The organism is Catenulispora sp. GAS73 (assembly GCF_041262085.1).
In the GTDB taxonomy this organism is placed as follows: domain Bacteria; phylum Actinomycetota; class Actinomycetes; order Streptomycetales; family Catenulisporaceae; genus Catenulispora.
The window spans coordinates 16466-31505 of the sequence record NZ_JBGCCM010000033.1 but is presented as its reverse complement, the minus strand read 5'-3'; the positions used below and the strand labels follow the sequence as shown (position 1 = coordinate 31505).

The window sequence follows — 15040 nt, the reverse complement described above, 5'->3', positions numbered from 1 at the left end:
TCGGAGCAGTAGACTGTACCGGCAGTCTGAAAGAAGGAATCCATGCCCACCAAGGTCAACACGGTCAATGCCTCGAAGCCGTCCGTGCGCGAACGCCTGCTCGCCGCCGCCGACGAACTGTTCTACAGCGAAGGCATCCAGACCGTCGGCATCGACCGCGTCGTCCAGAAGGCCGGCGTCGCCAAGGCCTCGCTCTACAACGTGTTCGGCAGCAAAGACGAACTGGTCCAGGCCTACCTGGACGCCCGCATGGACCGTACCCGCGACGGGGTCGAGCGCACCCTGACCCGGTTCCGCACCCCCCGCGAGCGCCTGCTGGGGGTCTTCGACGCCCAAGGCCAGATCTTCACCCAACCCGACTTCAACGGCTGCGCCCACATCACCGCCAGCGCCGAAGCCCTGCCGGGCGGCCCCATCGAGTGCGCCACGGACCGGTACCGGACGTGGGTCAGGACAATGTTCACCGACCTCGCCCGGGAGGCCGGCATCGCCGACTTCGAAGACCTCGCCCGGCAGCTGCACCTGCTGTACGACGGCGCGGGCGTCTCGGCGCGCATGGACCGGGACCCCTCGGCGGCCACGACCGCCCGCGCGGCAGCTGCCGCACTGTTCGACGCGGCGACCAAGGTCGAGGATGCAGTCAGCGCCGGCTGAGCAACCGTCAGACACCCCCCCATGAGGACCGCCCTCGGACATGCTCACAGGAGCCTGGGCCCGTTCGCTGCCCGCTCGGGTGATCAGGACGGGGGCTTGCGCGCGACCGCGACCTCGGCGCCATCCAAGACCGCCAGAAAGCGGTAAGAGGCTTCGCCTTTCAGCCCGCCCTTCCAATGGAACGGGGACGGGGACGGCACTGCCACCTCCTGACAGCCGCAACAGCTCCACGTAGGCGGTGGGCACGGGACGTCGGTCCCGTGCCCACCGCTTCGTCGTTCAGCCCGTCGGGCGCACGATCGCTGGCGCGGGACGCACTCACGGGCCACCGTCGTCCACGGCGATTCACCGGGCTCGCAATGCCCGCCCGGCGGCAGGTCCAGGCCCCGCTTTGCGGTACGCGACCATCATCATCAGCGTGCCACCGGTCGCGTCGTATGGGACGGAGTGTGACACCAGGTGCATCGGCGGCTCGTCCAGCGGCTCGATCAGCCACACGGTGCGGGTCAGTTCCAGGCGGGCGGAGTCCATTCCGGTGACGCTCTCCCGATCCCGCCGGCGGCGCAGCCGCTCAAGACGGTGTCCACGGCCGATGCCGGCGCGATCGTCGGCGTCGACCTGCGGGACGCCAAGCACGGCTCGACGCTCGCCATGCAAGTCGCAGCAGTCTCTGTGTCCCGCAAGGCCCTGTCGGATTCGTGCGGAGGCATGCGAGCGGAGCACCTGGCCTGATCGTTAATGGGCGCGTCTCTGAGAGGGCAGGCGCACCGGCAAAGGTGGTACCAGTTTCACCATCTTTGTTCGTTTTAGTCGATGAAGTCACGGACAGGACCGATTGGGGGTTCGAGCGGATCAAGGAGTCATCGTGTTCAAGTACTTCCCACAGAACTACATGTGGTCCTCGGCTGTGCTGCTGTCGATCACGGCCGGCGGGCAGCTGGGCCAAATCGACCGCCAACTGGCTCCCTTGCGCGAGTCACAGGCGGATCCCGATGCGTGGACGAAAGCCTGGGATGAGGCGGGTGCGCTCCAAGCCGAATTCGCCGAGCGGGACCTGAGCCGTGGCTTCCGGCGCAGCGCGTCCGAGCGGTACCTGAACGCCGTCAACTACTACCTGACCGGAGAACGGCAGACCGCCCCTGGCCCGGCGAAGACCAACAGCTACCGGCTCGCGCTCAAGGCGTTCAGGAAGGCCGTCGAGACGATGTCGCGGCCGCTTGAGCGGGTGGAGATCGACTCGCCGGACGGCGTCCTGCCCGGATGGCTCATACCGGCCCGCGGCATAAAGGGCCGCGCCCCGGTCGTGGTCTTCTACAACGGCTTCGACGTCACCAAAGAGCTGCTGTACTGCATCATCCGGGAAGAGTTCGCCGACCGGGGCATCGCCTGCCTGGTGGTCGACGCCCCCGGCACGGGGGAGCCGCTGAGGCTGCGCGGCGTGGCCTCCCGCCCGGACTACGAGGTGCCCACGAAGGCGGTCGTGGACTACTTGCAGACCCGCCCCGACATCGATCCGGCGCGGATCGGCCTGCTCGGGATCAGCCTCGGCGGCTACTACGCCCCGCGCGGCGCCGCGTTCGAGCCCCGGATCAAGGCGGTCGCCGCGTGGGGCGGGGTGTGGGACTACGGCGAGTTATGGCAGCACCGCTGGGAGACCCGGTCGAAGACCACCCCCGTGCCGTTCTGGCAGCTGCCGTGGGTGATGGGCACCGACACGATGGAGCAGGCCCTGGAGAAGGTCAAGGCCTTCACCCTGGCCGAGGCTCTGCCGCATCTGACCCAGCCGTTCCTGATCGTGCACGGCGCGGACGACTCGATGATCCCGCTCTCGCACGCGGAGCAGGCGATCGAGGCCGCCGGCTCGGCCGACAAGCAGCTCGTGGTGTTCGACGGCGTGGACGGCGGCGCCGAGCACTGCAGCATGGACGACTCCGACCCGGCCCGGCAGTTGGTCGCCGACTGGTTCGAGCAGCGGTTGTGAACCGCCCCGGGTGGTACTGACCTCGCCACTTTTGCCGCTCAGAACGGCGTCACCGCCGCCTAGCGTTGATCGGGTAGGAATCAGGACACATCGAGGAGATGCACGTGTTCGAATACTTCCCGGGAAACTACATGTGGTCTGGGGCGGTGACGCTGTCCATGATGGCCGGCGGCGAGCTGGGCCAGATACACCGAGCTATATCCCCGCTGCGCAATACCGAGCCGAACCCCGAAGCGTGGGCGAGTGCCTGGGACGGCGCCGGCGCGCTGCAGGTCGAGTTCGCCGAGAAGGAACGCAGTCTGGGGATGCGCGGCGCCGCGACCGCCCGGTTCTTGCGCGCCTCGAACTACTACCTGACCGGTGAGCGCCAGACGCCGCCCGGCCCGGCGAAATCGAACAGCTACGAGCGCGGCCTGGCCGCCTTCGCGAGCGCCGTCGAGCTCATGGATCGGCCTCTGGAACGGGTGGAGGTGCCCTCTCCCGATGGGATCCTGCCCGGCTGGCTCATCCCCGCGCACGGCGTAACCGGCCCGGCCCCGGTCGTGGTCTTCTACAACGGTTTCGACGTCACCAAAGAGCTGTTGTACGGGTTCATCCGCGAGGAGTTCGCCGACCGCGGCATCGCCTGCCTGGTCATCGACACGCCCGGCACCGGGGAGCCGCTGCGGCTGCGGGGCGTGCCGTCGCGGCCGGACTACGAGGTACCCACCACCGCGATCGTGGACCATCTGGTGACCCGCCCGGACATCGATCCGGCACGCATCGGCCTGCTCGGGATCAGCCTCGGCGGCTACTACGCCCCGCGCGGCGCCTCCTTCGAGCCGCGGATCAAGGCCGTCGCCGGCTGGGGCGGGGTGTGGGACTACGGCGCGGTGTGGCAGCGCCGGTGGGCGACCGCTTCCAAGAGCGTGTCGGTGCCGTTCTGGCAGCTGCCGTGGGTGATGGGCACCGACACGATGGAGCAGGCCTTGGAGAAGGTCCGGGACTTCGCGCTCGCCGACGCGCTCCCCCGCCTCAATCAGCCGCTGCTGATCGTGCACGGCGCCGACGACAAGGCGATCCCGCTCTCCGATGCGCGGCAGGCCTTCGAGGCCGCCGGCTCGGGCGACAAGCAGCTGATCGTGCTCGACGGTGCCAACGGCGGCGCAGAGCACTGCAACACCGACGACCCCGACCCTGCCCGCCAGGCTATAGCCGACTGGTTCGTCGGCCGGCTCTGATGACGCCGGCCCCGCGACCGGCACGACCCGTGAGCCCGCGCACATCCGTCATGCCCGATGAGAGGCACCAGTCGTGAACTCCACCGTAAGGCCGGCCCCCACCGGGAAACGCGGTCGCAGACGGCGCATCCCGCCGAACCTGTTCGGCATCCCCTTCGGCATCGCGGGCGTGGCGGATGTATGGGCCACGGCAGCCTCGACGCTGGGGATCTCAAGGGCGATCCCCGACGCCATCGACATCCTTGCCGCGGTCGGGTGGGCGGCCATCGTGGGCCTCTACTTCAGCCAGGGCCGGGCTCGTCTGGCCGCGGACGTGCGAGACCCGGTTGTCGCGCCGTTCGTCGCGCTGAGCGTGATCGCGCCGATCCTGCCCGCCGTCACGCTTTCGGGCTATGCGTTCGAGGCCGCCCGCGCCGTCATCGTAGGGCTGGTGGCCTTGACGGTACTGTTCGGCGCCTGGTTGACCGGGCAATGGATCGTCGGCGAGATCGACCAGGACAAGTTGCACCCCGGCTACCTCCTGCCCACTGTGGCCGGCGGCCTCGTCTCCGCGTACGCCGCGGCGGCGGTGGATATGCGGGCCCTGGCCGAGGCGCTGTTCGGCTGGGGGATCGTCAGTTGGCTACTCCTGGGGTCGCTGATCATGGGCCGCAGGTTCATCCGGCCGCCGCTGGCGCCGGCGCTCATCCCGACCCACGCGATCGAAGTGGCACCCCCGGCTGTTGCCGGGATCGCCTACTTCGAGATCAACGGCGGCCGAATCGACCTGGTCGCCACCGCATTGGCCGGCTACACCGCCGCGATGGCCCTGGTGCAGCTGCGCCTGGTCCCGATATATGTCCGGCTGCCGTTCTCGGCCGGGTTCTGGACTTTCACGCTGCCCTATGCCGCGCTCGGCACCTTGGGCGCGTTGTGGATCGAGCTGAAGACCCCGGCCGGGGCCAGCGCCTACGCGGTCATCGACGTCGGCCTGATCACCGTGCTCGTCTCGGCCATCCTCGCGCGCAGCTTCATCGCGATCGGCCGCGACCAGTTCCTGCCACCTGTAAACGGCGAGCCGGCCGACGACCAGGCGAGCGCCACGAGAGCGCCCGAACCGCGAAACGCCGCTGTGGTGAAGTGATGCCGAGGTCAGGCGGCGCCGCCGCGATGCGGGAGATCTATCAGCGACTTCTCAGTGCAGGCCGCGCTGAGTTCCTCCAACGCTTTTGCTGACACGCTCCCGGGGGCGGCCGTGTAGACCACGACCCGCAGGTCGTTGCGGTGGGTGGTGAGGATGTCGCAGTCCACCTCAAGCAGACCCAGCTCCGGATGGTCGATGGTCTTGTGCTCCTGCTCGTACACGCCGACGTGACGTGTTTCCCACAGGGTGCGGAACCGCGGGCTGGCCTCCAGCAGGTCGCTGATCAGCCCGGTGAGGCCGGGATCTCCCGGATACCTGCCCGAGCTCGACCTCAGGTCCGCCACGATGGCTTCCTCGAACTGCCGTTGTTCGGCGGCCGTGCGCACCACGTGCGTGGGCAGGTCGACGAAGGCACGCCAGGCCATGTTGCGCTCGCGCTCCGGCCGCGTGAGTGGGTCAGCTATCGCGGCGGCCCACATCGCGTTCCACGCGACCGGGTTCCAGCGCACGTCGTAGACAGCAGCCGGACTCGCCGAAAGCTGCTCCACCAGTCGGCGGACGCTGTGCGGAAGTGTGGCGCTGATCTGCCGCTCGCCGGGCGCCGGTTGACCGGCGAGCCGGAACAGGTGCGCGCGTTCGGCCTCGGTCAGGCGAAGCGCACGAGCCAGCGCCGCGAGCACCTGGACCGACGGAGTGTTCGCTCTGCCCTGCTCCAGCTGCACGAGGTAGTCCGGCGACATCCCGGCCAGCCGGGCGAGCTCCTTGCGGTTGAGCCCTCGCGCGCGCCGGTGCGGGGCGGTCGGCAGCCCGAGGTCTTCGGGCTGCAACCGGTCGCGCCAGCTGCGCAGCGTCTCGCCGAGCTCGTTGGTCGAAGCGGTCACATTTCGATCGTACGGCGCATCCTTACTGTTCAGCGGTTAAAAGTGGTGATGCTGGTACCACCCTCAGGCCCGGTCCTTCGCCGCACCGGCATGACTGAAGAGTGGAGAATCGGCACATGAGCCCTCGGAACGCGGCGCGCCTGCATCTCCTGGAGGACCCCGTCCTCAACCACTCCACCGCCTTCGGCGAGCAGGAACGCTCCCAGCTTGGGCTCCGCGGTCTGCTGCCCTACGCCGTCGAAACCCTCGACCAGCAGGCCCAGCGTGCCTACGCGGCATACCGCGAACAGCCCACCGACCTGGCCCGGCACATCAACCTGCGTGCGCTCCAGGACAACAACGAAACGCTCTTCTACCGGCTGCTGCGTGATCACGTCGAGGAGATGCTGCCGATCGTCTACACGCCCACTGTTGCCGAGGCCTGCCGGCACTTCAGCAGGATCTATCGGCGGCCGCGCGGGCTGTTCGTCTCCTACCCGGACCGCGAGCACCTCGCCGAGATCCTGCACAACCGCCCGCACCGGGACGCGGATGTGATCGTGGTGACCGACGGGCAACGCATCCTGGGCATCGGCGACCAGGGCATCGGCGGGATGGGCATCCCGATCGGCAAGCTGTCCCTCTACACCGCGCTCGGCGGCATCGACCCCGCCAGGACCCTGCCGATCGTGCTGGACGTGGGGACCGACAACCCGGAACTGCTCGCCGATCCCATGTATCTGGGCTGGCGTCACCCGCGCATCGACGGGGACGAATACCACGCGTTCATCGAGCAGTTCGTCGCCGCCGTCGAGGCCGAACTGCCGGGAACGCTGCTGCAATGGGAGGACTTCGCGACCCCGCACGCGCTGCCGATCCTGGAGCGCTACCGCGACCGGCTGCTGACGTTTAACGACGACATCCAGGGCACCGCCGCAGTGGCCATGGCCGCGCTCACCGCCGGAGCCCGCATCAGCGGCACACCGCTGACCGAGCAGCGCGTGGTCATGCTCGGCGCCGGCTCCGCGGGGATCGGGGTCTGCGAGCAGATCGTGCGGGCGATGACCGCCGCGGGCCTGAGCGAGCAGGCGGCGCGCGAGCGGATCTACGTAATCGACATCCGAGGCCTGCTGACCGAAGACCGCACCGATCTCGACCCGGCCCAGCAGCGCTTGGCTCACCCCCGGGGCGCTGTGGCCTCCACCGATTCCGAACCGGCGAGCCTGGCCGACGTGGTCGCCGCCGTGCGCCCCACCGCGCTGCTCGGACTGTCCACCACCACCGGCGCGTTCACCGAACAGATCGTGCGCACCATGCACGAGCACTGCGACCGGCCCGTCATCATGCCCCTGTCCAACCCGACCAGCCGCAGCGAAGCCGCCCCGCAGAACCTGCTCGACTGGACCGGCGGACGCGCCCTGATCGCCACCGGTTCCCCGTTCCCCACCGCGAGCTTTGACGGGCATGACGTGCCGATCGCCCAGTGCAACAACGTCTACATCTTCCCCGGCATCGGCCTGGCCGTGACTGCCGTACGCGCCACCCGTGTCACCGACGCGATGATGACCGCCGCAGCTGTTGCCGTCGCAGCCATCGTCGACACCGACGCACACGCACCGGCCCTGCTCCCCGAGCGAACACGCCTGGCCGAAACCGCCACCGCCGTCGCGCGCGCCGCAGCCCGGACCGCGGTCGCGGACGGCGTCGCCCCGGACCTGACCGCTGAGGAAATCGACAAGGCTATCGAGGCCACCCGCTGGGAGGCCGACTACTTCCTGAAGGACACCCCGCGCAGCAGTTGATCGACCAGGTGCTGCTGGAAAACCGGATCGGCCGGATCGGTGCCGGCCATCGCGCGCCCCAGCACTGCCAGCAGCAGCCCGCCCATCAGGGCGTAGGCCGCGTCCGCCGGGGCTTCGGCCGCGAACACGCCGGCGTCGCGGCCCTCTGTGAGGACCTCCCGCAGGGCCACGACGATCCAGCTGTCGGCGGCGTCCAGAGCGTCTTTCAGCCGGTCGGCCGCGCCGAACGTGCTCAGCAGCCCTCCGCACATGCCGGGTCGGCCGGCCGTGTACTGCACGAGCCCGGTCACCATGGCGCGCAGCCGGGCTTCGGGGCCGTCCTCGTCCCGGACCGCGGCTCGCATCGCGTCGGCGCCGTGTCGCATGTGTTCCGTGAGCAGGAACGACAGCAGGTCGTCACGACCGGAGAAGTAGTAGTACAGCGTCGCCCGAGACGCCCCGACCAGGCGCGCGACGTCCTCCAGCCGCAGGGCCGGGTCCGGGGCCAGGACATCCTCGCTGACGTCGAGCAGCCGCTGCGACAGATCCACCGGTGGAGTTTTCACATCCACTACCATAGTTTAGATTATGGTCTAGACTCGAATCTAAACCGTGGTTGCAACCGACCCCTTTAAGGGAGCTCCCCGATGTCATCCACTCCAGTTCTCCGACAAGACCGTCCCTCCTTCCTGGCGACGCCACGCGGCAAGCTCACGCTGCTCCTGCTGTGCGGCGCGGCGTTCCTGGACTTCGTCGACGCCTCGATCGTCAACGTCGCCCTGCCGGCGATCCGGAAGGACCTGCACTTCTCCGCCTCCGGGCTGCCGTGGGTCCCCAGCGGCTACCTGCTCACCTACGGCGGCCTGATGCTGCTCGGCGGACGCGCGGCCGACCTGTTCGGACGGCGGCGGATCCTCATCTCCGGGACCGCGGTTTTCGCCGTCGCCTCGTTCGCCGGCGGTGTCGCCACCACCGGTGGCCTGCTCGTGACCGCCCGGTTGGTGCAGGGCGCCGGCGCCGCGATGATGCTGCCCGCGGCCTTGTCGCTGCTGACGACCCTGTTCACCGAGGGCAAGGACCGCAACACCGCACTCGGCGTGTGGGGCGCGGTCGGCGGCCTGGCCGCAGCGGTTGGTGTGCTGGCCGGCGGGTTCCTGACCCAGGGACCGGGCTGGCGGTGGGTCATGTTCGTCAACGTCCCGGTCGCCGCGCTCGTGCTGTTCGGCGTGTACCGCCTGATCGACGGCGAGGCCAAGCGGCCCCGGATCTCCCGCCTGGACCTCCTCGGCGCGGCGCTGGTCACCGCCGGAATGCTGCTGCTCGTCTACACGCTGGTCGAGGCACCGGACAGGGGCTGGGGCTCAGGCTGGACGATCTTCGGGTTCGTCAGCACGGTGGTGCTGCTCGCGGCGTTCGTCGTGAACGAGCAACTCGTGCGCGACCCGCTGATCCCGTTCTCGATCTTCCGAGTACGGGGCCTGGTGGCCGCGAACATCACGCAGATGGTGGCGATCGCCGGGATGTACTCGATGTTCTTCTTCCTGACGCTGTACATGCAGAACGTCCTGAACTACTCGCCGATCCGCACCGGGCTTTCCTACGTCCCGGTGACCGTCGGCGTCGCCGTCGGCGCCGGCATCACCTCGCAGCTGATCACGCGGATCGGCGCCAGGCCGGTCACCGTGCTCGGCACACTGATCGCCGGATCCGGCGTCTACCTGCTCTCCCGGATGCCGGTCGACGGCTCCTACCTCACCGATCTGCTGCCCGGCCTCGTCGTGATGTCCCTCGGCCTCGGCACGGTGCTGGTCGCCGTGACCACGGCCGCCAACGCCGGCGTCCACGCTCGCCAGGCGGGCCTGGCGGCGGCGCTGCTCAGCGCCTCACAGCAGATCGGCGGCGCGGTGGGAATCGCGGTCCTGACCTCGATCGCCACCTCGCACACCAACGACCTGGTCAAGCACGGGCACACCCTCGCGGCCGCCTCGACCTCAGGCTTCGCCAGGGCCCTACTGCTCGGAAGCCTGCTGCTGTTCGGCGCCGCTGCGATCGCGCTGCGGATCAGCAACTCGCATGGCGAGCACACGCCGGCGGCTGAAAGCGAAACCGACCCTACCGACTTGCCGACCAGCGCACCGATCGCGCAATAGCCGTGCCGCCGAGGAGACAAGACCATCTCGGAGCACAGGACAGAGCCGTGACGCAGAAACAGAAGGAGAACGCCGTGAACGCCACCTATACCAAACCGCCACGCGCCGTACAAAGGATCTCCGCAATCCTGATCCGGCTCAACAACCTGGGCGTCCCCCTTGGACCGGTGCATCTGATGGAAACCGGCCGCGCTACCTTCCCGATCGACGTGATCCGCCATGAGGGACACGACTGGCTGGTGTCGATCTTCGGCGAAACGAAATGGGTCAGGCACGCCCGCCAGACCGGCCAGGTCCGGCTCCGCCGCGGCAGGCGGGCCCAGACGTTCACCGCTGTTGAAGTCCACAAGCCGCAGAGTGTCGCCCTCATCGAGCACATGCGCCGAGAGGTTCGATGGAATCCGTGGGCAAGCGAAGCCCTGCGCGCAGATCATGAACATCCAGTCTTCCGAATCGAGCCGCAGTGAATTGCTATCGATGCGTTGGCGCCCGCACGGCAGACCGCGCGAGGCCCCAGCATGAAGGCGACGGCCAAGAAGCTGCCCAAGGCGGCCGACGCGGCCGACCCCGAAGCGGCGTTCAGCACAGCGCAGGGCGATGAGTTACTAGTCGCGCTCGCGTACGTCGGCAGCTACATACGGGCACGAGGCCGACGTCTCGTCGTCTTCTTTGGTCCTGTCCTCGCCGAGAACCTCATCCGCGCTGGTCAGATGGGATGTGCGGAGGGCGGCGGGTTGCCGGTGGGATCGTGAGTCCTCGGGTGCCTACGCTTCGCCTACGTCCCGGCCATCCGCATCGTCGCCGCGCTTCGACTGTGGCGGTGCAGCGAGGATCACAAGACCATCGAGATCCTGCTGCTCCGCCACCAACTCGCCGTCTTGCATCGCCAACTCGCCGCGACGGGAAAACATCCGCGTCCTGACTGGGCCGATCGCGCGATCATCGCGCTGCTGCTCGGTCTGGTACCCAAAGCACGCCGCGCTGGACTGCGTCTGATCGTCACCCCGAACACGATCCCGCGCTGGCATCGCGACCTGCTGCGCCGCCGCTGGGCCGACAAGTCCCGCGCGAAGAACGGCCGTCCGGCCACCCACCGGAACATCAAGACCCTGGTTCTGCGGCTGGCCCGGCAGAATCCGGCCTGGGGCTACCGGCGGATCCACGGCGAGCTGGCCGGCATCGCCATCGCCGCCTCCACGGTCTACGTCCTGGCCGTCATCGAACATGCCACCCGCCGGATCCGGGTCCTCGGCAGCACGCTTCATCCAACCGGCGAGTGGACCACGCAGATGGCCCGAAACATGCTCATGGACCTCGACGACGCAGCAGCTACGGTGAAGTTCTGATCCGCGACCGCGGCTCCAACTTCACCGAAGCCTTCGACGCCGCCCTCGCCGACGCCGGCATCCGCACCGTGCTGTGCAACGTGCGGACCCCGCGCATGAACGCGATCATGGAGCGCTGAACCGGCTCCGTCCGCCGCGAACTCCTGAAGCGCACCCTGATTTGGAACCACGAACATCCGAATCCGACGAACCCGTGGCGCGGGCGGCGTCATCAACGAATACCGTCCAGCTGCCTGACCACTACGGATGAACTTTTCGGCAAGGACAGGCTCAGCCACCAGTGGGACCAGTTCTCCAGCGGCTTCGTCACCGGCGTACAGGCTCCGTTCAAGTTCGTCGGCGACGGCTACGACGCAGCCACCGGCAAGAACGGGCTGGGGCACCTTCTTCGACACCTACGTCCCGGTCCGCCCCGCCTACCGGCTCCACCACATCGCCGACCTGCTCCGGCAGGAAGGCAGCCCGCAGCCGCGAACGGCACGCCAGCAGATAGCTGTGGACCTCGATCGCCTGCAGCCCGTCCGTCCCATCCTCGCCACTGGCGCCCCGAGGATCTTCACAACAGGAAACATCTCGCCATCCGCTGATAGCGCACGACAGTAAACGGGGCCAGACCCCGATCTCGTTCCAGAAACCGGCCATAGCGATCAATCAGGGCCTCCACGCGGCCGGTCGTATCGTCAACCGGGACCACCCCCAGCCCGCGCTGGAGCTCGAACAACGGCTCCAGCCCCCGGAGCGTCGGCACCCGATGCGGGATGGCTTCTCGGCGAGCGGCCAGTAACTCGCGCGCGACCGACGGCGTCAACTCCGACGCTGAAAGCCCTCGCGCCGCCAGCCATGTATCGAGCAGGCCGACCAGCTCCAAGCGAGCCCGGTCGCACGAGCTCCCCCTGACCGGACCTCCAAGCCCTGATCAACGCCCTCGGCACAGGACGAGGCCTGAACCTCTACCTCCCGCCTTAACAAACCACGCTATGTCTTCTTCGTGCTGGAAGTCGGCACCCGCGCCGTGCACATCCTCGGCATCACCGAACACCCCACGGCGCCGTGGGCCACGCAGTGCACCCGAAACCTCATCGCCGATCTTGGCGAGCGAGCCGGCGAGTTCCACCACCTCATCCGGGACCGAGACGCGAAGTTCACCGGCGCGTTCAACGCCGTATTCACCAGCAAGAACATCGAAGTCAAAAAATCGGCCCCACAGGCCCCGAAAATGAACGCGTACCCGAACGTCATCCCGTTCCCAGCGCAGCGCAAACAGGGCGAACCGGTCCTCGGCGGCCTCGTCAACGAGTACCGCCGGGCATCATAAGAACCCTGTGATGCGGCCGTCCGCGACCGGCTACACCCCACCGCGGTAGAGACGGCCTAGTCCGTACCGATACGCCCCCAAAAATGCGAACGTGTGAGCGGGTTGGAAGAAGAATGCTTGGGTACAGGGTGCCGGTCCTGAGTCCTATTCACCGTGAGGCGGCGCATCCATGGGCATCATCGCGGCGGTACTGTTCGGCATCGCGTACTTCATCCACGGCAGTAGCACTTCGACCAACATCTGGTTCGATCCCACGAGCCTGATGTTGCTCGGCTTCATCGCGCTGGCCCTGCACCTGCTCGGCGTCGGCACCACGTGGCACACCCGCGGCCGCCGGCGTTAGACAGCCGCGGCATCGCAGCGGTGCTGTCACCATGCGGCGGGCCTGTGGTGTTTGAAACTCGGCCACCGGGATTGAGCAGGGCTACTATGCGGCAGGCTAGTACTCGTTGATCAGTCCGCCAAGGACACGTTTTCGGCGGATCCGCTCGGTCTGGACTGGGGACGGGACCACGTCCTGCGCTGCCACCGCAATCTGATCAATCGGCGTCGGCGGTGCGGGAATCAGGGTTCGCCGTCGGCTGCGTACCGCAAGTCGCTCAGGGACGCAGGTGCCCGGGTCCTCAACCCAGGACCCGGGCACCCCTCACAGCCGTAAAGAACCCGCAGTAGCCGCTGGGGACCTGGACGTCGATCGGCGCCTCGGGGCGGGTGCGGGCCAAGCGGCGGCCGAGGTCGGCGATGGCGACCTTGCCGCCGCCGGGTCGGCGGTGGAAGGTGGCCTCGGCGCTGAAGATCGTTCCCATGCCGATGCCGAAGACGCCGCCGATCGGTTCCCCGCCGTCCCAGACCTCCACGCTGTGCGCCCAGCCTGAGCCTGCCGAAAACCCCGGCGAGCTGGGATGATGCTGGATCGCGGCGCTACGGTTGATTTACCTGCTGGCAACCCGGGCCTTCGCCCGGATCCGACTCGCGAGCCACGATACGTCGGCGAAGAACGTCGAAATCCTGATCCTGCGCCACCAACTTGCTGCCGCGCAGCGCCGTGATCCCCGGCTGGCGCGCAAGCTCACATAGTCGGACCGAGCCTGGCTGACGCTGCTGGCCGGACTGCTGCCCCACCACCGTCTGTCACATGTCCGACTGATCGTCACCCCGGGAACCCTGCTCCGCTGGCACCGCGACCTGTTACGTCGTCAATGGGCTCGCCGCTCACGGCGTAAACGGCCAGGCCGCCCACCGACCCGGCGCAACATCAATACCCTCATCCTCAGGCTCGCCAAGGAGAACCCCATCTGGGGATACAGAAGGATCCACGGCGAGTTGGCCGGCCTCGGCATCCGCCTCGCGGCGTCCACTGTATGGGAGGTGCTGAAGCGGGCGGAGATCGAGCCCGCCCCGACCCGTGACACCGGGCCGACCTAGGCGACGTTCCCGCACTCCCAAACCGAAGCCATTCTGGCCTGCGACTTCGCCGTCATCGACCTGCTGGACGGTTCGAAAGCCTACGTGCTAACCGTGATCGAACACGCCAGCAGGCGCGTCCACGTCCTGGGGACCACCTTGCATCCCGTGCACGGACTGGATCGTGCAGCAGGCCCGAAACCTGCTGATGGACCTCGACGACGCAGGTACTACCGTGAAGTATCTGATCCATAATCAGGACGCGTCGTTCAGCGCGGCGTTCGACGCCGTGCTCACCACCGACACCTGATGCGGCTCCTCCGCGAATACGAGGGCTTCTACCACCGGCATCGCCCACACCAGGCCATAGACCAGACCGCGCCGTTGACGCCCCGCCCAGACAACGTCATCGACCTCGACACCTTCCGCGCCCGCCGCTCGCAACAAAGAAGCATCGGGCTAGCGCCGGATCGCCAGGGAACTGGCCGGTCTCGGCATTACGGTCGCCCCGTCGACCGTTTGGGCGATCCTCAAGAAAGCCGGAATCGACCCCGCACCACGTCGTGCAGGGCCGACCTGGGCGCAGTTCCTGCGCTCCCCAGGCCCAGGCGATCCTCGCCACCGACTTCTCCACCGCCGACCTGCTCGACGGAACACAGGCTTACGTCCTCACGATGATCCAGCACGCCACCCGGCGAATCGGCGATCCTGGGCGCCACCGCGCACCCGACCACCACATGGACCGTCCAGATAGCACGCAATGCCCTGATGGACCTCGAAGACCATGCGGACGGGTTCAAGTTCCTCATCAGGGACCGCGGCTCGCAGTTCACCACAACTTTCGACGCTGTGTTCCAAGCCGCCGGCATCGAAATCATCACCACCGCCATCCAGCCGCCGGTCATGAACGCGATCCAAGAACACTGGCACAGATCGGTCCGAGCCGAACTCCAGGACCGCTCCCTCGCCTGGAACCTCGCCCACCTTCGCCAGGTCCTGCCCGAGTATGACTCCTTCTACAACGAACACCGGCCCCACCGGGCTCTCGGCCAGGCCTCGCCACCGCGCCCACTCCCGGACAACGTGGTCGACCTCGACCACTTCCGCGTCACCCGCCGCGACCGGATCGGCGGCATCCTCCACGAATACCACCTGATCGCCTGACCTACATGGACGGACTTCTCGGCACCCTCAGCTCATACCCCA

At 68.0% G+C, this 15040-nt stretch carries 20 protein-coding genes; 15 read left to right on the top strand and 5 right to left on the bottom strand.

From position 1 onward, the window contains the following. Window positions 1-42: 42 nt before the first annotated feature. Window positions 43-654 carry a TetR/AcrR family transcriptional regulator gene (locus ABH935_RS38085; RefSeq protein ID WP_370382835.1) on the top strand — a complete coding sequence of 204 codons (612 nt, stop codon included), beginning with the start codon at window positions 43-45 and terminating at the stop codon, window positions 652-654. A 345-nt stretch (window positions 655-999) separates the two neighbouring features. On the opposite strand, the gene ABH935_RS38080 is transcribed toward ABH935_RS38085, so the two are convergent. Then, the gene (locus ABH935_RS38080; RefSeq protein ID WP_370382834.1) at window positions 1000-1185 is read right to left on the bottom strand and encodes a hypothetical protein; all 186 of its coding nucleotides are present in this window, start codon (window positions 1183-1185) and stop codon (window positions 1000-1002) included. A 48-nt stretch (window positions 1186-1233) separates the two neighbouring features. Between ABH935_RS38080 and ABH935_RS38075 the strand changes: the two genes are divergently transcribed. From ABH935_RS38075 to ABH935_RS38060, 4 genes are all read left to right on the top strand, one after another. Then, window positions 1234-1386: a hypothetical protein gene (locus tag ABH935_RS38075; RefSeq protein WP_370382833.1), complete on the top strand. Its 153-nt coding sequence runs from the start codon at window positions 1234-1236 to the stop codon at window positions 1384-1386. A gap of 133 nt (window positions 1387-1519) precedes the next feature. After that, window positions 1520-2635 (top strand): alpha/beta hydrolase, encoded by a 1116-nt coding sequence (locus tag ABH935_RS38070; protein WP_370382832.1) that lies wholly within the window; start codon window positions 1520-1522, stop codon window positions 2633-2635. 104 nt (window positions 2636-2739) lie between these two features. Continuing rightward, window positions 2740-3855, top strand: a complete 1116-nt coding sequence (locus tag ABH935_RS38065) for an alpha/beta hydrolase (protein WP_370382831.1) — start codon at window positions 2740-2742, stop codon at window positions 3853-3855. Window positions 3856-3928: 73 nt separating this feature from the next. After that, a complete protein-coding gene (locus tag ABH935_RS38060; RefSeq protein WP_370382830.1) occupies window positions 3929-4978 on the top strand; it encodes a TDT family transporter in 1050 nt (349 codons plus the stop codon). Window positions 4979-4986: 8 nt separating this feature from the next. Here ABH935_RS38060 and ABH935_RS38055 read toward each other — a convergent pair whose 3' ends face one another. After that, on the bottom strand, window positions 4987-5859 hold the full coding sequence (locus ABH935_RS38055) for a helix-turn-helix domain-containing protein (protein WP_370382829.1): 873 nt from the start codon (window positions 5857-5859) through the stop codon (window positions 4987-4989). 116 nt (window positions 5860-5975) lie between these two features. Here ABH935_RS38055 and ABH935_RS38050 point away from each other — a divergent pair, with 116 nt between their 5' ends. Further along, window positions 5976-7640 (top strand): NAD-dependent malic enzyme, encoded by a 1665-nt coding sequence (locus ABH935_RS38050; protein WP_370382828.1) that lies wholly within the window; start codon window positions 5976-5978, stop codon window positions 7638-7640. Here ABH935_RS38050 and ABH935_RS38045 read toward each other — a convergent pair. Then, the gene (locus ABH935_RS38045) at window positions 7607-8185 is read right to left on the bottom strand and encodes a TetR/AcrR family transcriptional regulator (RefSeq protein WP_370382827.1); all 579 of its coding nucleotides are present in this window, start codon (window positions 8183-8185) and stop codon (window positions 7607-7609) included. The two genes, ABH935_RS38050 and ABH935_RS38045, sit on opposite strands and share 34 nt — an antisense overlap. 81 nt (window positions 8186-8266) lie before the next feature. Here ABH935_RS38045 and ABH935_RS38040 point away from each other — a divergent pair, with 81 nt between their 5' ends. From ABH935_RS38040 to ABH935_RS38025, 4 genes are all read left to right on the top strand, one after another. Further along, the gene (locus ABH935_RS38040) at window positions 8267-9769 is read left to right on the top strand and encodes an MFS transporter (RefSeq protein WP_370382826.1); all 1503 of its coding nucleotides are present in this window, start codon (window positions 8267-8269) and stop codon (window positions 9767-9769) included. 74 nt (window positions 9770-9843) lie between these two features. Further along, window positions 9844-10236: a hypothetical protein gene (locus ABH935_RS38035; RefSeq protein WP_370382825.1), complete on the top strand. Its 393-nt coding sequence runs from the start codon at window positions 9844-9846 to the stop codon at window positions 10234-10236. A 51-nt stretch (window positions 10237-10287) separates the two neighbouring features. Beyond that, the gene (locus ABH935_RS38030; RefSeq protein WP_370382824.1) at window positions 10288-10521 is read left to right on the top strand and encodes a hypothetical protein; all 234 of its coding nucleotides are present in this window, start codon (window positions 10288-10290) and stop codon (window positions 10519-10521) included. 126 nt (window positions 10522-10647) lie between these two features. After that, window positions 10648-11115, top strand: a complete 468-nt coding sequence (locus ABH935_RS38025; protein ID WP_370382823.1) for a hypothetical protein — start codon at window positions 10648-10650, stop codon at window positions 11113-11115. 556 nt (window positions 11116-11671) lie between these two features. Here ABH935_RS38025 and ABH935_RS38020 read toward each other — a convergent pair. Continuing rightward, the gene (locus ABH935_RS38020) at window positions 11672-11983 is read right to left on the bottom strand and encodes a hypothetical protein (protein WP_370382822.1); all 312 of its coding nucleotides are present in this window, start codon (window positions 11981-11983) and stop codon (window positions 11672-11674) included. Window positions 11984-12103: 120 nt separating this feature from the next. Here ABH935_RS38020 and ABH935_RS38015 point away from each other — a divergent pair, with 120 nt between their 5' ends. Both ABH935_RS38015 and ABH935_RS38010 read left to right on the top strand, forming a co-directional pair. Then, entirely contained in the window at window positions 12104-12430 is a 327-nt protein-coding gene (locus ABH935_RS38015) for a hypothetical protein (protein ID WP_370382821.1), read from the top strand. A gap of 169 nt (window positions 12431-12599) precedes the next feature. Continuing rightward, a complete protein-coding gene (locus ABH935_RS38010; protein WP_370349548.1) occupies window positions 12600-12773 on the top strand; it encodes a hypothetical protein in 174 nt (57 codons plus the stop codon). A gap of 280 nt (window positions 12774-13053) precedes the next feature. On the opposite strand, the gene ABH935_RS38005 is transcribed toward ABH935_RS38010, so the two are convergent. Then, complete coding sequence (locus ABH935_RS38005) at window positions 13054-13344, bottom strand: hypothetical protein (RefSeq protein WP_370382904.1); 291 nt, start codon at window positions 13342-13344, stop codon at window positions 13054-13056. A 13-nt stretch (window positions 13345-13357) separates the two neighbouring features. Between ABH935_RS38005 and ABH935_RS38000 the strand changes: the two genes are divergently transcribed. The 3 genes from ABH935_RS38000 (at window position 13358) to ABH935_RS37990 (ending at window position 14998) form a co-directional block, all read left to right on the top strand. Beyond that, window positions 13358-13507: a hypothetical protein gene (locus tag ABH935_RS38000; protein ID WP_370382820.1), complete on the top strand. Its 150-nt coding sequence runs from the start codon at window positions 13358-13360 to the stop codon at window positions 13505-13507. A 511-nt stretch (window positions 13508-14018) separates the two neighbouring features. Continuing rightward, the gene (locus tag ABH935_RS37995) at window positions 14019-14144 is read left to right on the top strand and encodes a hypothetical protein (protein ID WP_370382819.1); all 126 of its coding nucleotides are present in this window, start codon (window positions 14019-14021) and stop codon (window positions 14142-14144) included. Between the two features lie 458 nt (window positions 14145-14602). Next, window positions 14603-14998 (top strand): integrase core domain-containing protein, encoded by a 396-nt coding sequence (locus ABH935_RS37990; protein ID WP_370382818.1) that lies wholly within the window; start codon window positions 14603-14605, stop codon window positions 14996-14998. The last annotated feature ends 42 nt before the right edge of the window (window positions 14999-15040 follow it).